We start from the raw sequence: 20,725 nt of genomic DNA on the forward strand, positions 1-20,725 counted from the left end.
CCGGGCAGGAACAGGACCTTCAGGGCACCTTGCGCATCTCGTCCGCCGACTGGTTCGGGGCCTATGTCCTGCCGCCGATCATCGACGATTACGCGAAGGCCTATCCCGGGGTCGACATCGAAATCCTGACCGGCACCCGCCTGTTCAGCCTCGCGCAGCGGGAGGCCGACATCGCCTTCCGTATCGTCCCGTTCGACAGTCCCGACATCGTGCAGCGACGGCTGGTCCGTCTGGCCTACGGGGCCTATGTCGCGGCAGGCTCGCCCGAGCCGGCCTATGGCGACGGAACCGGCTTCCGGCTCATCACCCACGACACGTCGACGGGCCAGTTCCCGGATATCGCCTGGCTCACCGAGAGCTTCCCGAATGCCCGAACGGTCCTGCGGTCGAACAACCGGAATGTGCAGGGACGCATGTGCAGCCAGGGCATCGGCATCGCCGTCCTGCCGCACGTCGTGGGCGATCGGATGGCGGGCCTGCGCCGGCTGGACCTGCCGACGGAGCCGCCTTCACGCGATATCTGGATGGGCTATCACCGCGACATGAGGCGCCTCCAGCGACTGAGGGCCTTCATCGCCACCGTGACACATCATGTCGCCAGCGCGTCGCTCGGGCGGGGAGCGGCACCGCCCGCAGGATCGCTCTAGGTTCCATCGCCAGCGTCGCGGCGCCGTGAAGCCGGACGTCGCAGGGCGGAGCCGGCGAGTGCCGTCGCCGCCCTGCTGACGCGCGCGGGTTCGGACGACCGACCTGCCAGCCCCGGTCAGCCCGGAAGGGGAATATGCTCGTCCCGGTCATCGGCCGGGAGATCGAAGCGCCCCTTGCCCCAGTTCTGGGCCCGCCATTCGGCTTTGGCCGCCTCGATGCGTTCCTGTGACGACGCGACGAAGTTCCACCAGATGTAGCGAGGCCCCGAAAGGGTCGCGCCGCCGAGGATCATCAGGCGCGCGCCTCCGTCGCCGGCCGCGACGGTGATCCTGTCGCCGGGGCGGAAGACCATCATCCGGCCCGCCTCGAAATCCTGGCCGGCGATCGAGATCGAGCCTTCGACGATGTAGATGCCCCGGTCCTCGTGATCGTCGGGCATCGGCAGCCGGCTTCCCGCTTCGAGCGCCACGTCGGCATAGAATGTCTGCGAGTACATCGTCGCGGGGGCCGTCTCGCCATAGGCGTTGCCGAGGATGAGCCGGACCGAGACGCCGCGATCCTCGATGAGCGGCAGCGCCTCCTTGCCATGATGCTCGAAGATCGGCGCCATATCCTCGTCACGCTCGGGCAGCGCCAGCCAGGTCTGAATGCCGAACAGGCTGTTCGGCCCGCGTCGGGCGGCGGCCGAGGTGCGCTCCGAATGGGAGACGCCGCGCCCGGCGACCATCCAGTTCAATTCGCCGGGACGGATGATCTGGTCCGCCCCGGTGCTGTCCCGGTGATGGAAGTCGCCGCGATAGAGATAGGTGACGGTGCCGAGGCCGATATGCGGATGCGGGCGAACGTCGACGCCCTGTCCGGTCAGGAATTCGGCCGGGCCGGCCTGATCGAAGAAGATGAACGGCCCGACCATCTGCCGCTTCGGCGCCGGCAAGGCGCGCCGCACCTCGAAGCCGCCGAGATCGCGAGCGCGTGGAACGATGAGCGTTTCGATCGCGTCGAGGCCGACCTCATCGGGACAGCCCGGTTCGATTGCCGGATTCCAACTCATGCGCCTCATCCTCTCCTGGGGTTCCGGGAGCTTCGCCTTGCCGATGCGAAGGGCCCAAACTGGCGAGACAGCATAGGCCCGGCTAGCCCCGCGATACGTCAAGCTGTGTCGCGCCAAGTGGAACGCGCACGCGATGCCGTCGATCTCGACAGGGCTTCGCGCCGCGCGGCTGTCAACGCTCGTGCCCCCAGACGTCGGGGTTTCCTGCGAAGTACGCGATCAGCATGTCGGTGAGGATCCGAACCTTCCGCGTGGGATGCGGACCCGGCGGACGGACAACATAGACGGCTCCCGGCGGCACCGGATAGCGGGTCATGATCGGCACCAGCGCGCCGGCGGCCACATGTTCATAGGTGATGCAGTCGGGGAGCCAGGCGATGCCGAGACCTGCCGCCGCCGCCGCCGCGAGCGCCGTGGCGCTATCGGCCTTGAACCTGCCCTGCGGCTGGACGGTGACGATCCTGTCGCCATCCATGAACTGCCAGGTCTCCGTTCCCTGCATGAGGGCCTGGTGCGCGACGAGTTCGTCCAGCGTCTCGGGTGAGCCGTGCGCGTCGATATAGCCCGGGCTGGCGACCAGCTTGCCGTGGATCGGCCCGACACGCTTCGCGATGAGGTTGGAGTCCGGGAGGTAGGCGCCCCGGATCGCGCAGTCGAACCCCTCCGCGATGAGATCGACAAAACGATCGCTGTAGGAGGTGTGGATGTGGAGCTGCGGGTGCCGGCGCGCCATTTCCGCCAGCACGGGGGCGAAGTGCGTCGGGCCGAAAGTAAGCGGCATGGCGACCCTCAGGCGGCCGCGCAGTTCCCCGACGGGGAGGATCGCTTCCCGGGCGCTGTCGATCTCGGCGCTGGCCCGGGCCGCATGATCCCTGAACGTGATCCCCGCTTCCGTGAGCGCGGCGCCGCGGGTCGTCCGCGCCAGAAGCTGGACGCCGAGCTCCGCCTCGATCCGCAGGAGCCGCCGACTGACGATCGATTTGGAGACGCCGAGCCGGCGGGCGGCGGCCGAGACGCCGCCGGCATCGGCCACGGCGACGAATGTCTGCAGATCCTCGATGTCCACGTCGGCGTTCCCCGTTTCGCGACACAGCGTGCCCGACTATGGCACTACCTCATCACCCAACGGAACGGCAAATTGCGTCCGGCACGCGTCGCCCGGCGGCGCCTGTCTCCCGCAAACCAGTGCCGCTCAAAGCGGCAGCAAAGGACGCAGTAATGACCTTCCGCAACGGCCTTGCTTCGCTGCTTCGCCCTGAAGATTCGGTCCTCGTTCTGATCGACCACCAGCCCTACCAGCTCGCGAACCTGAACAGCCACGAGCCGCAGATGGTGATCAACAATACGGCGGCCCTTGCGAAGACCGCCAAGGCCTTCGGCGTCCCCACCATCCTGACCTCGGTGATCGCCGAGCGGGGCGGGCTCCTCTTCCCGCAGATCACCGACGTGTTTCCGGGCCAGGAGGTGATCGACCGCACGCTCATCAACACCTGGCAGGACCCGAAGGTGGTGGATGTGGTCAAGGCGACCGGCCGCAAGCAATTGATCATCGCCGGCCTGTGGACCGAGGTGTGCGTCGCGATGCCGGTGATCCAGGCCCTCGGCGAAGGCTGGGACGTGACCGTGGTCACCGATGCCTCCGGCGGCATTTCGGTCGAATCCCATGAGATCGCCATCCAGCGCATGATCGCGGCCGGCGCGAATGTGATGACCTGGATGGCGGTAGCCGGCGAATGGCAGCGCGACTGGGCCCGGCTCGATACGGCCGCCAAGCTGACCGAGGTGCTCGTGCAGCACGGCGGCGGCAGCGGCATCGCCTATCTGTGGGAGCAGCAGCTGCTCCACACGCCGGTGAAGGCCGGCTGATCCGGGCCGGGGTGGCGGGGATGTGTGGCGGGGACGTCGATGCCCGTCGAACGATCCGCATGCGCAGCCTCGCCCCCCTCGCCTTGCGCGTGACGGCGTCGTGAGAGGGCCATGAAAGCCGCCATCTATGATCATCCCGGCCCGCCGCATGTCCTGCGCTACGCGGATGTTGCCGATCCGGTGTGCCCGAGCGACGGCGTGCTGATCCGCGTCGAGGCCGCTGCCATCGAGGGCGGCGACCTGATCAACCGCGCATCCACGCCTGCCCCCCACCCCGCCTTCGTCGTCGGCTATGCCGCCGCCGGCGAGATCGTCGCGGTCGGGGAGAAGGTGCAGGATCGCCGACCGGGCCAGAAGGTGGCGAGCTTCGATCTCGCCGGGTCGCATGCGGAGCTGCGCGCCGTTGCCGCCAGCCGGACCTGGCCCGTGCCGGAAGGGCTCGACATGGCCGCGGCCGCCGCCCTGCCGATCGCCTTCGGGACCGCGCATCACTGCCTCTTCGCGCGGGGCGGTTTGAAGCGTGGCGAGACCGTCCTCATTCAGGCCGGCGCCGGCGGCGTCGGGCTCGCCGCCATCCAGCTCGCGCATCGGGCCGGCGCGAGCGTGCTTGCAACGGTGTCCGGGGCCGAGAGGGCCGAACGCCTTGTCGGGCTCGGCCTCGATCACGCGATCGATCATCGCTCGGCCGACGTCGTCGAGGCGGTCATGCGCCTGACCGAAGGCCGTGGCGCGGATCTCGTCGTGGACCCGGTCGGAACCACCTTGCAAGCTTCCCTGGCGGCGCTTCGTCCCGAGGGGCGCTTGGTCTTCGTCGGCAATGCCGGCGGGTCGCAGCTCGGCATCGACCTGTGGCCGGCGCTGCAGGCGAACCAATCGCTTTTCGGCATCTTCATGGGAACGCAATTGGAAAAGCCGGAGGTCTACCGCACGGTTTCCCGGATGCTGGAACGCGCGGCGACCGGAGCGCTCCGGGTGATCGTGGACAGGACCTTTCCGCTCGCGGCCGCAGCCGAGGCCCACGCTTATGCCGAAGGCCATTCCATCCTCGGGCGCGTCGTCATCATCCCCTGATGTACCGTCCGGGCTGAAACACTGAAGAGAGGGCAGAATGGAAAAGCCGGAATTCTTCGTCACCCCAGGCTATGGGGACCGCCTGCGCGACCTGCTTCACTACTCGCAGGCGGTGCGGATCGGAAATCGCGTGGAGATCTCCGGCCAGGGCGGCTGGGATGACGATCTGCGGATTCCCGACACGCTGGAGGACGAGATCGCCCAGGCGTTCCGCAACGTGGAGCGCACGCTGGCACCGGCCGGCGCGGGCTGGGAACATGTGGTGCACGTCAATTCCTACCATGTCGGCGGCTTTCCCCCGGAGGTCAACGAGACGATGGCGCGTCTCTACCGCCGCTACATGCCGCGCCATGCGCCGATCTGGACGCAGACGGGCGTCGAGGCGCTGGGACTGCCGACCATGCGCATCGAGATCCGCGTGACCGCCATCATCGCCTGAGTCGTGCGGGAGACGCCGACCCGGCCTTGTTCCCCCGCCGCGTCGCCCCCAGACCGGGCATGTCGATGTCGTCGAGGAACCTTTCGGCACGCAGATCGTCGATCCCGGCTGCCAGCGCCGCGGCCCGATGGCGGCCGCAGGCATGCGTGGAAGGAGACAATGATGAAGCTTCGCAAATTCAGCCTCGCCGATGCCTCGCTGGAACGCTCGCCCGGCCAGGAGGCGGATATATTCGTCGGCAATCTGGTCGACGAGCGGCATGGCGGGCCGATCACCATCGGCTATGGACGCTACGCCCCCCATCAGAGCCTCGCCGAGACCATGGCGGTCGACGACGTCATGATCGTTCTGGAGGGCCGGCTTGCGGTCTCCACCGAGGCCGGCACGGTCATCGCCGGCCCCGGCGACATCGTGCATATGCCCAAGGGCGAAGCCGTCACCCTCCGCACCCATGAGGAAGGCGCGCTGACCGCCTATGTCACCTATCCGCATTGGCGGCCCGCGCACGCCTAGCTGGTGCCGCGCGTCATGGTCCGACGATGCGCGTGCCGAAAGACCCCGGCAGCAGGATGCCCTTGAGGATGTCGCAGCGGAAAGCAGGGCGAGCGGGGGCCCCCTCGCCTATTCGCAGCGTGGCGCCTTATATCTGCTTGCTATACTTATTGCACTGCGGACAGGGAAAGCCGACAGCGATATCCGACAGCGTCAGCCCATATTTATTCTTCGTAATATGTCCACATTTTCGACAATGAAATTTTATGGCGATTTTTCTTATATCCGAAGAATCACGAAGGTAATATTTCTTGGGAATTCCATACTGGACATAGTCATTCTTATATTCCTGAACGGACCTCATTATGATTTTACGATTTCCGGTCATTTCGCGACTTGTCGCTTTACACTCTGGAACCTGGAGAAGCCTCTCATTTCAGGTAGGATGATGCTCACATCGGCCTTCCGCAGCCAGGGCTGAGAGGGCCCAAAGGATGTGCTGAAACGGCCCTGTGCCGACCGGGAATTGCAGCCATCACCTTCGCGCGGCAGCGACACGTTCCAGGCGACACCCCGCCCTGTTCGGGCAAGCCGCAGGGGATTGCCGCAGATGCCCGGGCGACGGGAGAGATGGCCTGCCGCCACGGAGCGACTATGATGCGCGCCCCTGCTCACCTGACGAACAGGCCGAGGCGATCGATGGAAACGTATGAACGCTTTGACGTGAGCACGACCCGGCTCAAGGGAAGCGACAAGTTCGATTGCTGGCGGGAGATGGCCCGGCGTTCGATGGTGAGTGTCGAAATCGAGACGCCGTCGCCGGAAGCATTCGACATCGCCGCCAAGGGCGTCATTCAGGGGGAATTCACCTTCGGGCGCATCAAATGCAGGCCGTGCACCATTATGCGCAACCCGGATCGGGCCTTCGATTCCAGCGCCGAGTCCCTTCTTTTGTTCTTCGTGAATTCCGGGACCCTGATGGCCGAACAGTCCGGGCGCTCCTGCCTTCTGGGCGCCGGAGATGGCGTGGCCCTCGCCACCGACCGGCCCTATGCGCTGCGCATAGAGGGGGCGCACGAGGTCGCCGCGATCCGCCTGCCGCGGCATTTGATCGGGCAACCTCCAGGCGAGGTGGAGATTATTACCGCGCGCAATCTATCGGATGTAAAAGTTTACGGGAGCACGTTGTTCAGCTTTGCGAACGACATATGCAATGCGCCCGATGCGCTGGATTCTTTCCTGCTCGGAAGATTGGGCCTCTCTTTTTCCGGTATCTTTGCATCCTCCGTCCCGTTCCTCTCGAATTCTGCCCCCCACCGCTCCGGTGCGCCAAGCAGGCGGGCAACGCTGGACCGGGTCAAATCATTCGTGGATGCGCATATGGCCGACCCAAGGCTCACGCCGGGCTACGTGGCGGAACGAATGCGGTTTTCGTCCCGGTATCTGGCGAAGCTCTTCGAGATCGAGGGCACGTCGCTGGGGCGATACATCTGGGATCAGCGACTGGATCGCGCCGCGTCGGATCTCGTCCGGGGCGACGGCCTCGCCCGGTCGGTCTCGACGGTTGCATTTTCCTACGGCTTCAAGGATCCCAGCCACTTCTCCAGGGCGTTTCGACAACGCTTCCATCAATCGCCGTCGCAATATCGCGACCGGATCCATCGAGATCCGGAACCGGCCTCCAAGGCGAACGAGCCTTAGGCCAGATAGGGTTCCACGCCGGTAGCGGCGGGCGGCATGTCCATGCCGGCCGCCGCTTCGTCCCGGACCGCCCGAGCGTGTCAGGCCAGCTCGAAGCTGATGTCCTGCTGGCCTTCCAGCAGGGTCTTGCGGCCAAGCGTGTACAGGTTCTCCAGCCCTTCGGTGAGGGTCAGGAAATGGTTGCCCGAAAGCGGGCCGGCCTTGGAGGCGAAGGCGACATTGCCATAGGCGATGAGCAGTTCCGTCTCGGACACGCCGCCCGGATAGAGCACGACATGCCCCGGCGAGGGGTAGCAGGTGTTGTTCTCGAAGCTCACGCCGAAATCGAGATCGCCCAGCGGCACCCACACGCCTTCGCCGCTCCAGCGCACATGGATGATCTTGCTGACGAACGGCATGCGGGCACGGAAGGCGGCGACGGTCTTCGGCGCCGCCGTCTCCTCGAAATGACCGAAGAAGGTGTAGGGGCCGGCCGTCACTTTGACGCGGGTCATGGGGCAGTCTCCGATTGCGGGTCAGATGTCGTAATGGTCGATGAAGTCGGCGAGCACGCGCATGGCGGTTTCGATATCCTCGGGCGCGGCATATTCCGCCGGATTGTGGCTGATACCACCGCGGCAGCGCACGAACAGCATGGCGAAGGGGATGTGCCCCGCAAATGCCATGGCATCATGCCCGGCGCCACTCGGCATCCGCCGCTCCGGTAGCCCCAGCCGCGCCATCGCCGCGGCGAGCCGCTGTTGCAGGCCGCCGTCGCAGAGGGCCGCCGGTGCCTCGTAGCCGATATCGAGATGGACCGAAACGCCCCGCGTCGCGGCGATCGCCTCGAGGGCCGCGCGGATGGCCGCCACCGCACGGGCGCGCACGGCGTCGTCCGGCGCCCGGACGTCGAGGGTGAAGGACACCTGGCCCGGCACGGTGTTCGGCGCGGCATGGTCGATCTCCAGCCGGCCGACCGTCGCCACGAGATCGGCTTCCGAGCGCCCCAGCCGCTCGACGGCGAGCATCATCTCCGCGCTCGCCGCCAGCGCATCCCTGCGCAGCGCCATCGGCACGGTGCCCGCATGGCCGCTCTCGCCGGTCACGGTGACGCGCCCGCGATTGGCCCCGTTGATCGCCGTCACCACGGCGACCGCGAGCCCCTCCCTTTCGAGCACGGGCCCCTGCTCGATGTGCAGCTCGACATAGCCCAGCACCTTCGCCGGGTCGCGCGCTTCCGCGGCGATCCGGTCGGGATCGCAGCCGAAGGCCGCCAATGCCGCACGCCGCGAGACGCCCTCCGCGTCGCGCTCCTCCAGCAGCGCGGGATCGAACCGGCCGGCCAGCGCCCGCGAGCCGCCGAGCGCGCTCGCAAAGCGCACGCCTTCCTCGTCGCCGAACGCGACCACCTCGATGGCGAAGGCAAGGCGGCGTTTGGCGGCGTGCAGCCGGCGCACCACCTCGATGGCGGCGACGACGCCGAGATTGCCGTCGAATCGCCCGGCATTGCGCACCGTATCGATATGCGAGCCGAGGATCAGCGTCGGGGCGCCCGCGCTCGAGGCCGCATAGCGTCCCACGACATTGCCGACGGAATCGAGCCGGGCCTCCATTCCCGCCTGCCGCATCCAGGCGGCAACCTGCTCCGTGGCGCGCCGGTGGGCGGGGCCGAGATAAAGCCGGGTCAGCGCGCCGGGCTGGTCGCTGATGGCGGCGAGGGCGACCAGCCGCTCCTCGACCCCCAGCGCCGCGTCGGCCTCGGGAAGAGTGGCGGCGGCGGTCATTTCAGCGACGCCCACTGCACCAGCGCGCGGCGCTCTTCCGGGGTGATTTCCGAAATATTGTTCGGCGGCATGGCATTGGTCTCGCCGGCATAGAGCACGATGCGCGACTTCCACAGCGCGATGTGCTCGGGCGTGTCGAGCCGCACGCCCTTCGGCGCGACCGTGATGCCCGGCCAGGCCGGCGTCTCGGCATGGCACATGGCGCAGCGGCCCTGCACGATGCCGACGATGTCCTCCGGCGCCGGCGCCGCGGCGTCGACGGCCGCGCTCTCCGGCAGGGGATCGAGGCCGAGCTGCTCCCGCGCCGCCGGGGCGGTGAGCGCGGAGATCGCGATGGCGGCGACGAGGCAGGCGGCGGCGACGCCCCAGGTCCACCAGGGATCGCCCCTGCCGGTGTGGCGGACATTGTAGAACACCCGCACCAGCGCGCCCGCGACCAGCACCAGCCCGACGATCACATAGGCATAGGGCGAGGTGTAGACCAGCGCGAAATGGTTCGACAGCATCAGGAACAGGACGGGAAGCGTCAGGTAGTTGTTGTGGGTCGAGCGGGTCTTGGCCTGCTTCCCATAGGCCGGGTTCGGCGTGCGCCCCGCCACGAGATCGGCGATGACCTTGCGCTGGTTCGGCATGATGTTGAGGAAGACGTTGCCCACCATCATCGTGCCCATCAGCGCGCCGGTGTGGATCATCGCGCCGCGGCCGGAAAACACCTGCTGGTAGAACCACGCCATGGCGACGATGAAGGCGAAGCCCACGGCGGCCAGCGCCATTTCCCGCTTGGCGAGCGGCGAGCGCACCAGCCCGTCATAGACCAGCCAGCCGACGATCAGCGAGCCGATGCCGATGCCGGCCGCCTGCAGCGGGGCTAGCGCCTGCACCGCTGGGTCGACCAGATAGAGGTCGGCGCCGAGATAATAGATCCAGCCCAGCAGGAACATCCCGGAAAGCCAGGTGCTGTAGGCCTGCCATTTGTGCCAGATGAGGTGTTCCGGCAGCTTCGCCGGCGCGACGAGATATTTGCGGACCTGATAGAAGCCGCCGCCATGCACCTCCCAGGCCTCGCCGCCCTTGCCGGTGGGGATCTCCGGCAAGCTGCGCAGCGCGGCGTCCAGATGCATGAAATAGAAGGATGAGCCGATCCACGCGATGCCCGCAGTGATGTGCGTCCAGCGCGTGATCAGGGACACCCACTCGATGACGACGCTCTCCATCGCCGAACCTCCCTCGACACTTCACGGCAGGAATAGCGCAAAGCCGGCCATCCGATAGCGCCGGAAAGCGCAGAGCACTTTCAAGCAATTTCAGAAAATCGCCCTCCGGGCCGGCGGAAACCGCTCGTCCCCCGCCACGTCCCGGCAGGCGGGCATGCGTCCGGCGCGAAAGACTTTCCGCCATCGGTTGAAAACGCCGCGCGGCTCAGGCGCTATGCTGACGGTCCAGGACAAAGCGAGGTGGATTGCGCTCCATGGGACGACTGACGACACATGTACTCGACACCACGCGCGGCACGCCCGCCGCCGGGGTAAGGATCGAGCTCCAGCGTGAGGCCGCCGGCGGGTTCACGACCATCGCCGAGGCCAGCACCAATGGCGATGGCCGCTGCGACGCGCCGCTGCTCGGGAGTGACAGGATGCAGGCCGGCACCTATCAGCTCCTGTTCCATGTCGGCGCCTATTTCCGGGCGGCGCTGGGCCGGGAGGCCTCGCCCTTCCTCGACGTCGTGCCGGTGCGCTTCGCGATCACCGACGCGGACGGCCATTACCACGTCCCCCTCGTGGTGACGCCCTGGAGCTATTCGACCTATCGCGGAAGCTGACCCGATGACGATCGACGACAAATCGCCCGACGACAAATTGCCCGGCACCGCCTATCCCCGCGACATGGTGGGCTATGGCCGCACCCCGCCCTTCGCCGATTGGCCCGGCGGCGCCCGCGTCGCGGTGCAGTTCGTGATCAATTACGAGGAGGGCGGGGAGAACAACGTCCTGCATGGGGATGCCGCCTCCGAGGCCTTCCTTTCCGAGATCGTCGGTGCCGCGCCCTGGCCGGGCGAGCGGCACATGAACATGGAGTCGATCTACGAATATGGCTCCCGCGCCGGCTTCTGGCGGCTGCACCGGCTGTTCACCGAGCGCGACATGCCGGTCACCGTCTACGGCGTCGCCACCGCCATGCAGCGCAACGCCGAAGTCGTGGCGGCGATGAACGAGGCTGGGTGGGAGATCGCCACCCACGGGCTGAAATGGATCGACTACCGCTCCATCCCGGCCGAAACCGAGGCCGCCCACATCGCCGAGGCGGTGCGCATCCACACCGCGGTCGCCGGCACCCGCCCGCTGGGCCTCTATCAGGGCCGGTCCTCGGTCAACACCGTCCGGCTCGGCATGGAGGAAGGCGGCTTCCTCTATCTCGCCGATTCCTATGCCGACGATCTGCCCTACTGGCTCGAAGGCCCGCGCGGGCCGCAGCTCGTGGTGCCCTATACGCTCGATGCCAACGACATGCGCTTCGCCACGGCGCAGGGCTTCAATTCGGGCGACCAGTTCTTCGCCTATCTGAAGGACAGCTTCGACACGCTCTATGCCGAAGGCGCGGCCTCCCCGAAGATGCTCTCGGTCGGCCTGCATTGCCGGCTCGTCGGGCGCCCCGGCCGGGCGGCGGCGCTCGCGCGCTTTCTCGACTATGTTCGTTCGCACGACCAGGCCTGGGTGCCGACGCGCCTCGACATCGCCCGGCACTGGATCCGCCGTCATCCGCCGGCCGGAGGCTGGAAGCCGGGCCGGCTGTCGCGGACGCTCTTCGTCGAGCGCTTCGGCGGCGTCTACGAGCATTCGCCCTGGATCGCGGAGGCCGCGTACGAGGCCGGGCTCGGCACGCCGGCCGATACCGCCGAGGGCCTCGCCACCGCCATGGCGGCGGCGGCGGCGCGCGGCACCGCCGAGCAGAAGCGGGCGCTGATCCTCGCCCACCCGGACCTTGCCGGCCGTCTCGCGCTGGCCGGCGAACTCACCGCGGAATCCACCGGCGAGCAGGCCGGCGCCGGCCTCGACCGGCTCACGCCGGACGAACTTTCCCGTTTCACCGCGCTCAACGACGCCTATCGCGGCCGGTTCGGCTTTCCCTTCATCATGGCGGTGAAAGGCAGGACCAAGGCCGACATTCTCGACGCGTTCGAGCGCCGGCTGCAGAACGACGCCGCCACCGAGGAGGAGACGGCGCTCGGCCAGATCGACCGCATCGCCCTGCTGCGCCTGCGCGACATCCTCCCCTGAGAGGGTCGGCATCCCCGACATGAAGACGCCGCCATCCGATGGGATGGCGGCGTCCTTCGTTCGGGACCGGGCCGGCTCAGCCGACCGGGACCGCCGGCTTCATCGGCTGGCCGGCGACATAGGTCTGGGCCACCGCCCGATCGTCGCCGAGGATCTGCAGCAGGAACAGCTCTTCCGACAGCGTCTCGATCCGCTCGGCCCGCAGCGCCATGTCGGGCGTCGCACGGGAATCGAGCACCACGAGGTCCGCCTCCCCGCCCGGCCGGATGGAGCCGATCCGGTCCTCCATCCCCAGCGCCACGGCATTGCCCCGGGTCGCCCAGTGGAAGGCGGCGAGCGGGTGCAGCTTCTGGCTCCGAAGCTGCAGGACCTTGTAGCCCTCGTTCAGGGTCTGGAGCAGCGAGTAGCTGGTGCCGCCGCCGACATCGGTGGCGATCCCCGAGACGATCCCGGCGGCGCGCAGGCCATCCGCGTCGAACAGGCCGGAACCGAGGAACAGGTTCGAGGTCGGGCAGAAGATCGCCCGCGTCCCGGTCTCGGCCATGCGCGCGATCTCGCGCTCGCGCAGATGGATGCAGTGCCCCATGAGCGACTGCCGGCCGAGCAGGCCGTACCGCTCGTAGACATCGAGATAGTCGCGCGCCGCGGGATAGAGCTGGAGCGTGTAGTCGATCTCGGCGAGGTTCTCGCTGAGATGGCTCTGGATGTGCATCGCCGGATATTCGGCGGCCAGGGCGCCGGCGGCTTCCATCTGCTCCGGCGTGGAGGTGATGGCGAAGCGCGGGGTGATGGCGAAGCGCAGCCGGCCATTGCCGTGCCAGCGGGCGATCAGCGCCTTGGAATCGTCATAGCCCGACTGCGCGGTGTCCCGCACGCCCTCGGGCGCGTTGCGGTCCATCATCACCTTGCCCGCGATGAGCGCCATGCCGCGCGCATCCGCCGCCTCGAACAGCGCTTCCGTGCTCCCCCGGTGGACCGAGGAGAACGCGCAGGCCGTCGTCGTGCCATGCGCGACGAGCTGGTCGAGAAAGGCGCCCGCCATGCGGGTCGCGTGGTCCCTGTCGGCGTAGCGCGCTTCCTCGGGGAAAGTGTAGCGGTTCAGCCAGTCGAGCAGCTGCGTTCCCCAGCTCGCGATCACCTGCACCTGCGGGAAATGGATGTGCGGGTCGATGAAGCCCGGCAGGATGAGATGCGGCCGGTGGTCGATCTCGCGCGCGCCGTCAGCGAGACCCTGCCGGCGCAGCTCGTCATGGCTGCCGACCGCCTCGATCACGCCGTCGGCGATCAGGATCGCGCCGTCCTCGATATAGAGATGGTTGTCCTCCGTCTCCGCCGGATCGGCATGGAAGGTGAGGATGCGGCCGCGCAGCAGGGTCTTGGTCATGTGTCGCTCAAGGCTCAATCGGAAAGGCAGATGGTGGCGGGGACCTCGGCCGGCGCGGCAAGGCCCGGGCCGGGGCCCGCTCCGTGCGTCAGCAGGGCCGACAGGATCTCGGCGCAGGCGAAGGCGGCAATCACCTCCGGCCGCTTGTCACGGGGAAACCCGGCGCCCACCGGGCAGACCAGCGGCCGGGTGTCGACGCCCTCCAGCGCGGCATGGCGCTGGAAGGTCGCGCGCTTGGTGCGGCTGCCGATCATGCCGACATAGGCCGCGTCCCGACGCCTCAGCACTTCGACCGCGAGCAGGAAGTCGAGCGCGTGGTCGTGGGTCAGGATGACATAGGCGGCGCCGGGCGGCGCGCTGCGCACCTCGGCTTCCGGCAGGGCTGTCAGGGTGACGGGGATGCCGGGTGCGGCAAGCGCGAGCTCGTCGGCCCTCTGGTCGATGAGGCGCGGGGACAGCGGCAGCGGATGCAGCGCGCCGGCCAGCGCGCGCCCGACATGGCCGGCGCCGAAGATGAGCACGGGCGGCCCGGGTTGGGGCGGGGTGGGCGCCGCCCGGTCGAGGCCCAGCCGGACGCGGCCGCCGCAGCATTGGCCGATGGCGGGACCGAGGGGAACGTCCATCTGCGCGGTCGCCTCGCCGCGCGCCAGCATCTGCCGGGCGCGATCGATCGCCATATATTCGAGATGGCCGCCGCCGATGGTGCCGCTCACCGTGTCGGGGCCGACGAACATCTCGGCGCCTTCCTCGCGCGGGGTCGAGCCGCGCGCCCGCACGACGCGCACCCGGATCATGGCGCCTTCCCCCCCTTCAGCCGCTCGACCGCCATGAGCACCCGCTCGGGGGTCGCCGGCGCATCGAGGCGCGGGGCCTCGCGATAATCCGCCACCGAGGCGACCGCCATGCCGAGCGCCTCGAACACCGAGATGCCGAGCATGAAGGGCGGCTCGCCCACCGCCTTGGAGCGCTTGATGGTGCGCTCGCGGTTCACCGACCATTCGGCGAGCGCGACGTTGAAGATCTTCGGCCGGTCGGAGGCGAGCGGGATCTTGTAGGTGGAGGGCGCGTGCGTGCGCAGCCGGCCCGCCTCGTCCCACCAGAGTTCCTCGCTGGTCAGCCAGCCCGCGCCCTGCACGAAGGCGCCCTCGACCTGCCCCTTGTCGATGGCGGGGTTCAGCGAGCGGCCGACATCGTGCAGCACGTCGACGCGCTCCACCGTGTACTCGCCGGTGAGGGTATCGACCGCCACTTCGGCGCAGGCCGCGCCATAGGCGAAATAATAGAACGGCCGTCCGCGCCCCTCCGCCCGGTTCCAGTGGATCTTCGGCGTGGCATAGAAGCCGGCGGCGGAGAGCTGCACCCGCGCGAAATAGGCCTCGCGCACCACCTGCTCGAAGGCGATGGCCTCGCCGCGCACGAGCACCCGGTTGCGGGCGAAGACGATCTCATCCGCGGTCGCATCGCGGCTCTCGCACAGGAAGCGGACCAGCCGCGCCTTGATCTGCGCGCAGGCATCGAGCGCGGCCATGCCGTTGAGGTCGGTGCCGGAAGAGGCCGCGGTCGCCGAGGTGTTCGGCACCTTCTCGGTGGTGGTCTTGGTGATCTTGATGCGGTCGAGATCGATCTGGAACGCCTCGGCCACGACCTGCGCCACCTTGGTGTGCAGGCCTTGGCCCATCTCGCAGCCGCCATGGTTGAGATGGACCGAGCCGTCCGAATAGACATGCACCAGCGCGCCGGCCTGGTTGTAGTGGGTGGCGGTGAAGCTGATGCCGAACTTCACCGGGGTCAGCGCGATGCCGCGCCGGATGACGCCACCGTTCGCGTTGAGGTCGAGCACGGCCTGCCGGCGGCGGGCATAGTCGGCGCTCGCCTCCAGCTCCTCGAAGAGGCGCGGCAGGATCTGGTCCTCGACCGGCTGGTGATAGGGCGTGAGCTGGCCATTGCAGTAGAGGTTCGCCTTGCGCACCGCCAGCGTGTCCTGCCCGGTCGCGTAGGCGATTTCCTCGATGAGGCGTTCGGCGACGATCACGCCCTGGGGCCCGCCGAAGCCGCGAAAGGCGGTGTTGCTGACCGTATGGGTGCGCCAGGGATGCGAGCGCAGCTCCACATCCGGGTAGAAATAGGCATTGTCGGCGTGGAACAGCGCCCGGTCGGTCACCGGCCCCGAGAGGTCGGCGGAGAAGCCGCAGCGGGCATGCCAGTCGCCGGTCACCGCCCGGATCCGTCCGGCCTCGTCGAAGCCGACCTCGTAATCGACCACGAAGTCGTGCCGCTTGCCGGTGGCGATCATGTCCTCGTCGCGGTCGGGCCGCAGCTTGACAGCGCAGCCGAGCCTGCGGGCCGCGATGGCGGCGATGCAGGCGAAGAGGTTCATCTGGGTTTCCTTGCCGCCGAACCCCCCGCCCATGCGGCGCACATTCACCACCACCGCATGGGCGCGGATGCCGAGCGCATGGGCGACCATGTGCTGGACCTCGCTCGGATGCTGGGTCGAGACGAACAGCGCCATCTCGTCGTCCTCGCCGGGAATGGCGAGGGCGATCTGTCCTTCGAGGTAGAAATGGTCCTGCCCGCCGATCGAGAAGCGGCCGGCGATGCGGCGCGGCGCCGACGCCATCGCGGCTTCGGGCGCGCCGCGGCGCAGCTTCAGGGGCTCGGTCACGTAATCCATGCCGGCGGCACGCGCGGCGAGCGGATCGAGATGGTGCGGCAGCGCCTCGTAGTCGATCTCGGCCAGCGCCGCCGCCTTGCGGGCCTGAAGCCGGGTCCGGGCGATGACGGCGAAGACCGGCTGGCCGTGGAACAGCACCTCGTCTTCGGCGAAGATCGGGTCGTCATGCTTGCCGGTGGGGCTGACATCGTTATGGCCGTGCAGGTCGGTGGCCGTCAGCACCATGACGACGCCGGGCGCCGCCCGTACCTTGTCGAGCTCCATCCTGCGGATGCGGCCATGCGCCACCGTCGACAGGCCGAGCGCCGCATGCAGCGTCCCCGCCGGCTCGGCGATGTCGTCGGTATAATCCGCCCGGCCGCTGACATGCTTGATGGCGGAATCATGGGCCACGCCCTGGTGCGCGCTGCCGAGGGCCGTCTCGCGCTCGATGATGTCGTGCTTCATCCCAGCCTCCTTGCCTCAGGCGCCGAGGGCGCGGTCGATGCGGACCGGCTCGACGGTTTCCGATTGCTCGAGCCAGAACCGGCGGAACAGGTTGCCCGCCACGATGCGGCGGTAGTCGGAACTGCCGCGCCAGTCGGTCAGGGGCGCGAAATCGTCCTGCACGGCGATGGCGGCCTCTTCGAAGCTGTCCCTCGCAAAAGGTCGGCCAATCAGCGCGGCTTCCGCGGCGGCGGCGCGACGCGGGGTTCCCGCCATGCCGCCAAAGGCGATCCGCGCCTCCACGATATGGCCCTCGCTTTCGCGGACCGCAAAGCCGGCCGACACTGCCGAGATGTCGGCATGGGCGCGCTTGGAGACCTTGTAGGCCGCGACCCGCACGCCCCGGTGGTGCGGGATCAGGATGGTCTCGACGAATTCGCCGGGCTGCCGGTCCTGCTTGCCATAGGCGATGAAGAAATCCTCCAGCGGCAGAGTACGCCGCTCCGCCCCCCGGCGCAGCACGATTCGCGCCCCCAGCGCGATCAGCAGGGGCGGCATCTCGCCGATGGGCGAGCCATTGGCGATGTTGCCGCCGATGGTGCCGGCGTTGCGCACCTGCCAGCCGCCGATCCGCAGGAGATAGGCTTCGGCCTCCGGCAGATATTGGCGGACCACCGGCAGGAATTCGGAATAGCTGACGCCGGCCCCCAGGCGGATGCCGTCCGCATCGACGGCGATCTCCTTCATCAGGTGCCCGATGAAGATGGCGGGGCTGATGTCGCGCAGATGCTTGGTGACCCAGAGGCCGACATCGGTGGCGCCCGCGACGATGATCGCCTGCGGATGGGCCACCAGCGTCGCGGCGAGCTCGTCGACATCCCCCGGCACGATGGCGCGCTCCGCGCCGCGGCCGACATCCGCGCCGGTGCCGGCAAGGGCGCCCAGGCGGGCGGTGATCGCGGCGCGCTCGGTAGTCAGCCAATCCTGTGCCTGCCCGCCGGCACGCGCTGCGGCGAGCGCGGCGCGGACGATCGGCTCATAGCCGGTGCAGCGGCACAGATTGCCCTGCAGCGCCGTCTCGATGTCGAGGACGTCCGGCTCGGGATTGCCCATCCACAACCCGTAGAGCGCCATGACGAAGCCCGGCGTGCAGAAGCCGCACTGGCTGCCGTGATGCTCCACCATCGCCTGCTGGACGGGATGGAGCTCGCCATTGCGGCCCGCCAGATGCTCCACCGTGACCACGTGGCAGCCATGACAGGAGGCGATCAGGCGGATGCAGGCATTGATGGGCTCATAGACCAACGCGCCGTCCAGCAGCCGGCCGATGAGGACGGTGCAGGCGCCGCAATCGCCTTCCGCGCACCCTTCCTTCGTGCCGGTGAGGCGGCGCTCGAGGCGCAGGAAATCGAGCAGCGTGTCTCCCGGCCCGGCCGAGGCGAGGCGGACCTCGTCACCGTTGAGCAGGAAGCGGATGTCCCCGGCCATTGCGTGTCTCCCGTTTCTCAGGATTAGAATGCAAAAAAACGGGGCGGTGTAACCCGTCTTCGACCGGGAACAGTTTCAACGGTTTTGCTAAAAATCGAGGCCGCCGTGTCCTATCTCGAGTGCCTGCGAGTGTTCGTGCGTGTCGTGGCGCGCGGTTCGATTTCAGCCGGCGGACGGGATTTGCGCCTCACCCCGGCCGCGGCCTCCAACCGGATCAAGGATCTCGAGGCCCGCTTCGGCGTGCGGCTGCTCAACCGCACCACCCGAAAGCTGGCGCCGACCGAGATCGGCGCGGTGCTCTACGACAATGCCCGCAAGGTGATCGCCGCGCTCGACGAGACCGAGGCGACGGTCGCCTCCTATGCGGGAACACCGCAGGGCGTCCTGCGCGTCGTCGCTCCGCTCGGGGTCGGCCGCCGGTTGATCGCGCCGCTGGTGCTGCGATTCTGCGGCGAGCACCCAGAGATCCAGATCCGGCTGCGCCTCTCCGATCGGGTGGTGAACATCGTGGAAGAGGGCGTGGATGTCGCCTTCTTCCTCGGGCAGCTGGAGGATTCGGCGCTGAGCTGGCGGAAGATCGCCGATTGCGGCCGCGTGCTGGTGGCGTCGCCGGCCTATGTCGCGCGGCACGGAACGCCGTCGTCGCCCGACGACCTCGCCGACCACAACTGCCTGCTGCTGCGCTTCCCGCGCTCGCCGGAATATTTCTGGACGCTGGAGACCCCGGACGGTCCGCGCAAGATGACCGTGTCCGGCCGCTTCGACGTCGACGACGGCGACGTGCTGACGCAATGGGCGCTCGACGGCGCCGGCATCGCCAACCGGCCCCGCTACGAGGTGCGCGCGCATCTGGAAGCGGGGCGGCTCCTCGAGGTGCTGCCGCAGACGCCGCCGCTCGGCGCGCAGTTCGGCTGCCTCACCCCCCACCGCGAATTCCAGGATCCGAAGGTGCGGCTCTTCATCGATTTCGCCGTGCGCTCGCTGAAGGGCGCCTTGTGAGGCCCGTGAACGCAGGCAGGCCCGGCCGCGATGGCCGGGCCGCGTCGCTTTCGGAGACGGCGCGCGTTCAGCCCTCGGGATAGAGCACGAAGCGCAGGATGAAGAGGCCGGCCACCAGCCATGTCGCCACATGGACCTCCCGTGCCCGGCCGGTCAGCAGCTTCAGCACCGCGTAGCTGACGAAGCCGAAGGCGAGGCCGTTGGCGATGGAATAGGTGAACGGCATGGTGATCGCCGTCAGCACCGCCGGCACGGTTTCGGTCGGGTCGTTCCAATGCACCTCGGCCAGCTCGCGCAGCATGAGCGCGGCGACATAGAGCAGCGCCGGCGCGGTGGCCTGCACCGGCACGGAGCCGGCGAGCGGCGCGAGGAAGGTCGCGAACAGGAACAGCACCGCGACGGTCAGCGCGGTGAGGCCGGTACGCCCGCCCGCCTGCACGCCGGAGGCGCTCTCGATATAGGCGGTGGTGGAGGAGGTGCCGAGCACCGATCCGGCGACGATGGCGGTGGAATCGGCCATCAGGGCGCGGCTGAGGCCGGGATTGGTGTGGGTCGCCCCCTGCGTCAGCAGCCCGGCGCGCTTGGCGACCCCGATCAGCGTCCCCGTGGCGTCGAACACCTCGACCAGCACCATCACCAGCACGACATGGAGCAGGCCGCCCTTGAGGGCGCCGAGCACGTCGAGCTGGAAGAAGGTCGGCGCGATGGACGGCGGCGCCGAGGCGATGCCGCCGAACTGGCTGACGCCGGTGAGGATCGCCGCCACCGTGGTGACGAGGATGCCGATGAGGATGGCGCCCGGCACCTTCAGCACGTCGAGCGCGGCGATGACGAAGAAGCCGCCAATGCTGAGCAGCGCCCCCGTCGAGGTGAGGTCGCCCAGGGTGATGAAGGTCGCCGGGCTCGCCACCACGAGGCCGGCGCCCTTCATCGCGATGATGGCGAGGAACAGGCCGATACCGGCCGCGATCGCGCTGCGCATCGAGGCGGGGATGCCGTCGATCAGCCAGCGGCGTATGCCGGTCAGCGAGAGCAGGAGGAAGATGAGGCCGGAGATCAGCACCGCGCCGAGCGCCTGCTGCCAGGTATAGCCGAGCTTGCCGACCACGGTGAAGGCAAAGAAGGCGTTCAGCCCCATGCCGGGGGCCATGGCGATGGGCCAGTTCGCCCACAGGGCCATGGTCGCCGAGCCGATGGCGGCGGCCAGGCAGGTCGCGACGAAGACGGCCTGGGCGTCCATGCCCGTCGTCGACAGGATGTTCGGATTGACGAAGATGATGTAGGCCATCGTCAGGAACGTCGTGCACCCGGCAATGACTTCCGTCCGAACATTCGATTTCAGTTCGCCCAGCCTGAACAGGCGCTCGAGCATCGTTTCCTCCCGTAGATCTTCTTATTGCATCCGGCTTCCGCCCGATATTTGATGATAAACACGAGAGGCACGCTCG

The 20,725-nt window shown here is 68.2% G+C and carries 19 protein-coding genes; 9 read left to right on the forward strand and 10 right to left on the reverse strand.

The window, feature by feature from the left end:
- Nucleotides 1-647, forward strand: a 647-nt coding sequence (locus KHC19_RS13275; protein ID WP_213352851.1) for a LysR family transcriptional regulator, incomplete at its 5' end; no start/stop codon positions are given.
- A gap of 116 nt (nt 648-763) precedes the next feature.
- On the opposite strand, the gene KHC19_RS13280 is transcribed toward KHC19_RS13275, so the two are convergent.
- Nucleotides 764-1,699 (reverse strand): pirin family protein, encoded by a 936-nt coding sequence (locus tag KHC19_RS13280; protein ID WP_213352852.1) that lies wholly within the window; start codon nt 1,697-1,699, stop codon nt 764-766.
- Between the two features lie 172 nt (nt 1,700-1,871).
- Nucleotides 1,872-2,765, reverse strand: a complete 894-nt coding sequence (locus tag KHC19_RS13285) for a LysR family transcriptional regulator (protein ID WP_213352853.1) — start codon at nt 2,763-2,765, stop codon at nt 1,872-1,874.
- Between the two features lie 152 nt (nt 2,766-2,917).
- Between KHC19_RS13285 and KHC19_RS13290 the strand changes: the two genes are divergently transcribed.
- The 5 genes from KHC19_RS13290 (at nt 2,918) to KHC19_RS13310 (ending at nt 7,268) form a co-directional block, all read left to right on the forward strand.
- Nucleotides 2,918-3,565 carry a hydrolase gene (locus KHC19_RS13290; RefSeq protein WP_213352854.1) on the forward strand — a complete coding sequence of 216 codons (648 nt, stop codon included), beginning with the start codon at nt 2,918-2,920 and terminating at the stop codon, nt 3,563-3,565.
- A 111-nt stretch (nt 3,566-3,676) separates the two neighbouring features.
- The gene (locus KHC19_RS13295; RefSeq protein WP_213352855.1) at nt 3,677-4,636 is read left to right on the forward strand and encodes a quinone oxidoreductase family protein; all 960 of its coding nucleotides are present in this window, start codon (nt 3,677-3,679) and stop codon (nt 4,634-4,636) included.
- Nucleotides 4,637-4,673: 37 nt separating this feature from the next.
- Complete coding sequence (locus KHC19_RS13300; protein ID WP_213352856.1) at nt 4,674-5,075, forward strand: RidA family protein; 402 nt, start codon at nt 4,674-4,676, stop codon at nt 5,073-5,075.
- Nucleotides 5,076-5,237: 162 nt separating this feature from the next.
- A complete protein-coding gene (locus tag KHC19_RS13305; protein ID WP_213352857.1) occupies nt 5,238-5,588 on the forward strand; it encodes an ethanolamine utilization protein in 351 nt (116 codons plus the stop codon).
- A 678-nt stretch (nt 5,589-6,266) separates the two neighbouring features.
- Nucleotides 6,267-7,268, forward strand: coding sequence for a helix-turn-helix domain-containing protein (locus KHC19_RS13310; protein WP_213352858.1), 1,002 nt, complete (start codon nt 6,267-6,269; stop codon nt 7,266-7,268).
- Between the two features lie 80 nt (nt 7,269-7,348).
- Here KHC19_RS13310 and KHC19_RS13315 read toward each other — a convergent pair whose 3' ends face one another.
- From KHC19_RS13315 to KHC19_RS13325, 3 genes are read right to left on the reverse strand one after another with little or no spacing between them, the layout of a single operon-like run.
- Nucleotides 7,349-7,762, reverse strand: coding sequence for a DUF3830 family protein (locus tag KHC19_RS13315; RefSeq protein ID WP_213352859.1), 414 nt, complete (start codon nt 7,760-7,762; stop codon nt 7,349-7,351).
- A gap of 21 nt (nt 7,763-7,783) precedes the next feature.
- Nucleotides 7,784-9,031: an allantoate amidohydrolase gene (locus KHC19_RS13320; protein ID WP_213352860.1), complete on the reverse strand. Its 1,248-nt coding sequence runs from the start codon at nt 9,029-9,031 to the stop codon at nt 7,784-7,786.
- Nucleotides 9,028-10,245, reverse strand: a complete 1,218-nt coding sequence (locus tag KHC19_RS13325; protein WP_213352861.1) for a urate hydroxylase PuuD — start codon at nt 10,243-10,245, stop codon at nt 9,028-9,030. The genes KHC19_RS13320 and KHC19_RS13325 overlap by 4 nt, the downstream gene beginning before the upstream one ends.
- A gap of 254 nt (nt 10,246-10,499) precedes the next feature.
- On the opposite strand from KHC19_RS13325, the gene uraH reads away from it, so the two are divergent.
- Both uraH and puuE read left to right on the forward strand, forming a co-directional pair.
- Complete coding sequence (gene uraH, locus KHC19_RS13330) at nt 10,500-10,850, forward strand: hydroxyisourate hydrolase (RefSeq protein WP_213352862.1); 351 nt, start codon at nt 10,500-10,502, stop codon at nt 10,848-10,850.
- 4 nt (nt 10,851-10,854) lie between these two features.
- Nucleotides 10,855-12,306, forward strand: coding sequence for an allantoinase PuuE (gene puuE, locus KHC19_RS13335; protein WP_213352863.1), 1,452 nt, complete (start codon nt 10,855-10,857; stop codon nt 12,304-12,306).
- Nucleotides 12,307-12,382: 76 nt separating this feature from the next.
- On the opposite strand, the gene guaD is transcribed toward puuE, so the two are convergent.
- From guaD to xdhA, 4 genes are read right to left on the reverse strand one after another with little or no spacing between them, the layout of a single operon-like run.
- Nucleotides 12,383-13,690 (reverse strand): guanine deaminase, encoded by a 1,308-nt coding sequence (gene guaD, locus KHC19_RS13340; protein WP_213352864.1) that lies wholly within the window; start codon nt 13,688-13,690, stop codon nt 12,383-12,385.
- 14 nt (nt 13,691-13,704) lie between these two features.
- Nucleotides 13,705-14,484 (reverse strand): xanthine dehydrogenase accessory protein XdhC, encoded by a 780-nt coding sequence (xdhC, locus tag KHC19_RS13345; RefSeq protein WP_213352865.1) that lies wholly within the window; start codon nt 14,482-14,484, stop codon nt 13,705-13,707.
- Complete coding sequence (gene xdhB / locus KHC19_RS13350) at nt 14,481-16,811, reverse strand: xanthine dehydrogenase molybdopterin binding subunit (protein WP_213352866.1); 2,331 nt, start codon at nt 16,809-16,811, stop codon at nt 14,481-14,483. The genes xdhC and xdhB overlap by 4 nt, the downstream gene beginning before the upstream one ends.
- A 15-nt stretch (nt 16,812-16,826) precedes the next feature.
- Nucleotides 16,827-18,278 carry a xanthine dehydrogenase small subunit gene (gene xdhA, locus KHC19_RS13355; protein WP_213352867.1) on the reverse strand — a complete coding sequence of 484 codons (1,452 nt, stop codon included), beginning with the start codon at nt 18,276-18,278 and terminating at the stop codon, nt 16,827-16,829.
- A 105-nt stretch (nt 18,279-18,383) separates the two neighbouring features.
- Here xdhA and KHC19_RS13360 point away from each other — a divergent pair, with 105 nt between their 5' ends.
- On the forward strand, nt 18,384-19,277 hold the full coding sequence (locus KHC19_RS13360; protein ID WP_213352868.1) for a LysR family transcriptional regulator: 894 nt from the start codon (nt 18,384-18,386) through the stop codon (nt 19,275-19,277).
- Nucleotides 19,278-19,344: 67 nt separating this feature from the next.
- Here KHC19_RS13360 and KHC19_RS13365 read toward each other — a convergent pair whose 3' ends face one another.
- Nucleotides 19,345-20,649, reverse strand: coding sequence for an NCS2 family permease (locus tag KHC19_RS13365; RefSeq protein ID WP_213352869.1), 1,305 nt, complete (start codon nt 20,647-20,649; stop codon nt 19,345-19,347).
- Between the last annotated feature and the right edge of the window lie 76 nt (nt 20,650-20,725).

It is taken from the genome of Ancylobacter oerskovii (assembly GCF_018390555.1).
GTDB lineage: Bacteria > Pseudomonadota > Alphaproteobacteria > Rhizobiales > Xanthobacteraceae > Ancylobacter > Ancylobacter oerskovii.